The organism is Bradyrhizobium sp. Crot121 (assembly GCF_059512385.1).
On sequence record NZ_JCAMOR010000172.1, the window covers coordinates 1 to 4,750 of the forward strand.

At 60.9% G+C, this 4,750-nt stretch carries 2 protein-coding genes and 2 pseudogenes; 3 read left to right on the forward strand and 1 reads right to left on the reverse strand.

Annotated features, from left to right (window positions below; translation table 11 throughout):
* The 3 genes and pseudogenes from AC5ZGW_RS45345 to AC5ZGW_RS45355 all read left to right on the forward strand — a co-directional run.
* A partial coding sequence (locus AC5ZGW_RS45345; RefSeq protein ID WP_496114139.1) for a transposase occupies positions 1–513 on the forward strand: 513 nt, incomplete at its 5' end.
* Positions 514–673: 160 nt separating this feature from the next.
* Positions 674–2,194: a XopAG/AvrGf1 family type III secretion system effector gene (gene xopAG / locus AC5ZGW_RS45350; protein WP_207231187.1), complete on the forward strand. Its 1,521-nt coding sequence runs from the start codon at positions 674–676 to the stop codon at positions 2,192–2,194.
* Between the two features lie 421 nt (positions 2,195–2,615).
* Positions 2,616–3,712: pseudogene (locus tag AC5ZGW_RS45355) on the forward strand (IS256 family transposase); the annotation flags it as partial.
* Positions 3,713–4,103: 391 nt separating this feature from the next.
* On the opposite strand, the pseudogene AC5ZGW_RS45360 reads toward AC5ZGW_RS45355, so the two are convergent.
* Positions 4,104–4,674 (reverse strand): annotated as a pseudogene (locus AC5ZGW_RS45360) (sigma factor-like helix-turn-helix DNA-binding protein); the annotation flags it as partial.
* Positions 4,675–4,750 lie beyond the last annotated feature (76 nt).

Sequence of the window (4,750 nt, forward strand, 5' to 3'; positions counted from 1 at the left end):
AGCAGGCTTTATCGCAAGGCGGCCGGACGCGAGGCCAAGCTTTGCTATATGGGCCACGCCACCATGGAGAACCGGCATGGGTTGGCGGTGGCCGGCATGGTCACGCAGGCCAATGGCATCGCCGAACGCCGGGCTTCGGAGACCATGCTGAAGGCGAGACGCAAAGCCGCAGGCCGCCGCATCACAGCCGGCGAGGACAAGGCGTACGATACGACCGATCATGTCGCCAATCTTCGCGCCATCGGCGTGACGCCGCATGTGACACAGAACCAGGCCGTCACCAAAACCGGCAAGACCCGCAACAGCGCCATCGACGAACGAACCACGCGGCATCCGGGGTACGGCATGCCGCAATCCCGCCGGGCGATGGTCGAGTGCATTTTCGGATGGGGCAAGCAGCATGGCACCATGCGCAAAACCAAACATCGCGGCATCGCTCGCGTCGCCGCCGACTTCCTGCTCAATCTGATCGCCTACAACCTGATCCGCATTCCCAAACTGCTTGCCGTTTAGCCGCCTCGCGTCAGGGTGCCCCTAACAACAGGCTAAAAATCCAACCGCCCACCCCGCCGCTCCAACAACAACCGCCGAGAAGGCGAAAACTCTCCATTTTAAGGTTTTTCAGCAGACTGCTAGTTCAACACCGATCGGGACATCCCCAGGAGTATGGCTAATGCGCATTAATAATAGTGTGGTCGGAATGATGTTGCAGAACGTGCACCGCACCGAGACTTCGCGGCAGGGCGCTGTGGTCACGCACAAGGCGAATACGAGTGCGCTGACCAATTTCCGAGCTTCTCGACAGGCCACGTCTGATCTCCGTAACTCAAATAGCCCGCAATCCCGGGGCGGAGAGGACACAAGTGGAGACCGCGACTTGCTGGGCCAGGCCTCTCGCGCAATGAAGTATGCATTGGGGGTGGCCGGTGCGGCATATCTCTACGACAAGACTACCAATGATTTCTTCCTCTCGACCACGTCGTTACACGATGGCAAAGGTGGATTCACGAGCAACGACAGGCTCAATAAGGCATCCGAAATAGCAAAAGTCCGTTTCCGCCACTACCACAGCAGCAGTCCAAAAGAGCAGAAGCGGAACAATCGGTCGATTAATTCCGTGCGGACCTGCGGCAACAACCAGTTCGTGACCATGACCGACTATCGGGCAGCTACGAAAGTGCACGTCATGCACCTCGTAAACACGGAGAAGGCGCGCCAGTCGCTGGTGAAGAGCCTTACGTGCCTCAAGGGCCAACTCGTGAAAGCTGACCACGTTGCCAAATATGATCCGCCTCTCGTACCGAATGATCCCGATTTGACGAAGAGCAGCCTGTACGAGCAGAAGAACAAATATGCGCTGACAGGCGTCGCCAATGACGAGACCGGGGCTCGCGGGTACACCTCGCGGTCGATCACCCGACCGTTCGTGCTCAAAGGCTACAAACACTTCAAAGACGTCTCCGAGACGAAAGGCTTGTCACCGCGGCAATGCGTGGAGTCGCTCGAGGCCTTGCTGGAGAAGGACGACAAGCTTAGCGAAGATGCGCAGTTTGCCGCCGGCCAAGCGATCTTGAACTTGAGGCAGGTCTATGCCGCAGACGAGCACTGGGGACATGCCGAGAAGATCGTCATGAAGACGCTGGCGCAGCACGGTTTTCTGTCGCCGGACGAGACCTACAAGATCGATGAGAGCTTGATGTTCGAAGACCCGTCGAAAAGCATCTTCAAGCGAAATACCGGTGTCATGGGACCACTATTGCACAAGCTCGAAGCCCGCTTCCATAAGTTTTGGCTGAAGAATGATCCTGGAGCACTCAATGATCTTCAGCCCATGGCGGCCTCAAAAAACATGGAGAACCTGGCCATAGCTCACTTCAAGTTGAACGAGCAGGGTAACGGGTTCGAAGACTGCTCGGGCCTCGGGGACTCGTTCACATGCGCCAATGCTGTGGCGTGCATCAACCACGCGAGACTGATGAGCGCGGAAGAACCGTTGTCCAAAGACGATGTAGTCGTGATCATTGGGTGCCTCAATGCGGTATATGACGATGCCAGCGGGATCCGGCATACGCTCCACGAGACCGCACGAGGGTGCTTTGCAGGCGCCGGCTATACAGTGGCGGATGCAGATCGGTTCTACGAAGACGTATGTAGGATGGCTGCGGAAGAGTTCTATGGCGGAGAAAAGCTGTGAAGTGGGACGTCCGACCGATAGGCCAATTGCGAAGCCGAAGCGAGAGCGACGACGTCCCGATCCGCTCGTCAAAGCCACGCCACGAAGGCGATGCTCGTTATAGAAGGCGATCCAGCGGGCGATTCCGTCCTTGGCCTCGCTGCCGTCGGCGTATCCCTTCAGGTAGGTGAGTGGCAGATGCGGCTGTATCCGAGCCAACTGCTTGTCGTTGAGCCAGAACAGTCCTTTGCGCATCGAAGCCCCCATGCCGACTCAACTCGGCCCGAGGGAATCAGAAACCGCTAATTGAGTACAGCCCTAGTGGTGAGGGGAATATGTCCTGAGAGCTATCGCTGAAAGTTGGTGACGGCGGGAATCGGGAAGGCGGCATATCGTGGGGGTGCTTGACGCCTCCACTTCTCCACCGTAGGAGCGATATGCCGTGTCCAAAGATAACATCATCAAGCTGATTCAGCCAGGAAACGTCGCCGATCAACGCACCGAAATCTTGCGCAATGGGGCGCGTGCTCTGTTGGCTCAGGCGGTAGAGGCCGAGGTCGCGGACTTTCTCGGCAAGCATGCCGATTTGAAGACTGCGGACGGCCACCAGCGCGTCGTCCGCCACGGTCACCTGCCGGAACGCGAGGTGATGACCGGTATCGGTCCGGTCGCCGTCCGCCAACCGCGTGTACGCGATCGCGAGGCGGGCGCTACCGACCCCGACCGCATCCGGTTCTCTCCGTCGATCCTGCCGCCCTACATGCGCCGCTCGAAATCGATCGAGACGCTGCTGCCGATCCTTTACCTGAAGGGGATCTCCACCGGTGACTTCTCCGAGGCGCTGGCGGCGCTGCTTGGCAAGGATGCTGCCGGATTGTCGGCATCCGCCATCGGCCGCCTGAAGGACGGTTGGCTTGACGAACACACCGCGTGGCCGAGGCGCGATCTGTCGGCGAAGCGCTACGTCTACATCTGGGCCGATGGCATCCATCTGGAGGCACGGCTCGAAGACGAAAAGCGGTGCATCCTGGTGCTGATCGGCGCGACGTCGGAAGGCCGCAAGGAACTGGTCGGCTTCACCGATGGTGCCCGCGAGAGCGCGCAGGACTGGCGCGATCTGCTGCTCGAGCTGAAGCGCCGCGGGCTCGACGTGCCGCCGCGGCTCGCCATCGCCGATGGCGCGCTCGGGTTCTGGAAGGCTGCCGGTGAGGTCTGGCCGAAAACGCGCGAGCAGCGCTGCTGGGTGCACAAGAGCGCGAACGTGATCGCCAAGTTGCCGAAGAGCCAGCAACCGAAGGCCAAACGCGCGTTGCAGGAGATCTGGATGGCCGAAACCAAGCCGCCGCCGAGCTGGCGTTCGACGCCTTCATCGAGAGCTACACGCCCAAATACGAGAAGGCTGCCGACTGCCTAAGTAAGGATCGGGACACGCTACTGGCGTTCTACGACGTTCCAGCCGAGCACTGGAACCACCTGCGGACGACGGATGAGATGGACAAGCGATTTCTTCATGGCCGACACGAGGATTGCCGGGATCGCCGTAAGTCCATTCTTTTGTTCGGCCGCGCTGCGGGCCATTCTTCCGTCCCGGCCACCGATCTCGCAGCCGCCGCGCGCAGGGGCGGTCAAGGCTGGCCGCATTTGCGGCCACCGCACGGCTCGGCCTTGACCGGCCCGAGCACGACGGCACGCTGGTGTCGAACGGGACGGCATTCCAGGCGTGGCTGGACCTTGCCGTCAGCCGCGATTAGGGTTGTCCGGCGCGGGCGACCTCGTGGCGAAGCGTGACGCGTCGGCTGCAAGCGTCACCGGACTGCCTATTTTGTCCTGCCGGATTGAGGCGCCCGCGCGCCGGTTTTTGGCCGCCGCGGTTTCCATTGCGACACGAAGCGTTCGTAGCTGTGCTCCGCCTGGGCGGCAATCAACATCTCGCGAGCCCCTCGCTTGGGCAGGCCTCGGCGTAGGTATAGTTGGAGGCGCCCATCGCCGCGACGAACAGCTTCATCGACTGCACTTCCCCGTTTGAGGGATCGATGACGTCGATGGTGTCGCCGGCGAAATCCACGAAAGCCTTCTCGCCGCCCAGATGGGTCTGCCGCATCGAAGGCCGGGCACGCCCCTTCCCGGCCTCGTAGGTCGTGCAGAACCATGTGTAGCCGAATCCATCGGGATGAGTGGCGCGATACTCGTCCCACAGCAGCCGACGGGTCACGTTGCGCCGGCGCAGCTCCTTGTCGACATAACCCCAGTCGGGAATAGGCCGCTGGAGGCTCTGCGACGCCGGCTTCGGCGCAGGAAAAAGCAGCAGTTCCAGGTCCTCGTCGGTCATTCCGGCCGGCAGTGGCCAGTTCAGCCCGGCGGCCGGCGCGGCGCAGATAGCTGTGCATGGCACCGTTGCTGATGCCCAGGGTGCGCGCGATGGCTCGCTCCGGCAAGCCTTGAACATAGTTTAAGCGGAGAACCTCTTTGATCCGGCGCATCGACAATCTCTGGGTGGGCATCGTTCAGATCCACTCCCTCTGCGGCCAGACCTAGCTGGACCACGGTTGCACCCGCGATCGAAAACGTACGCAGTGC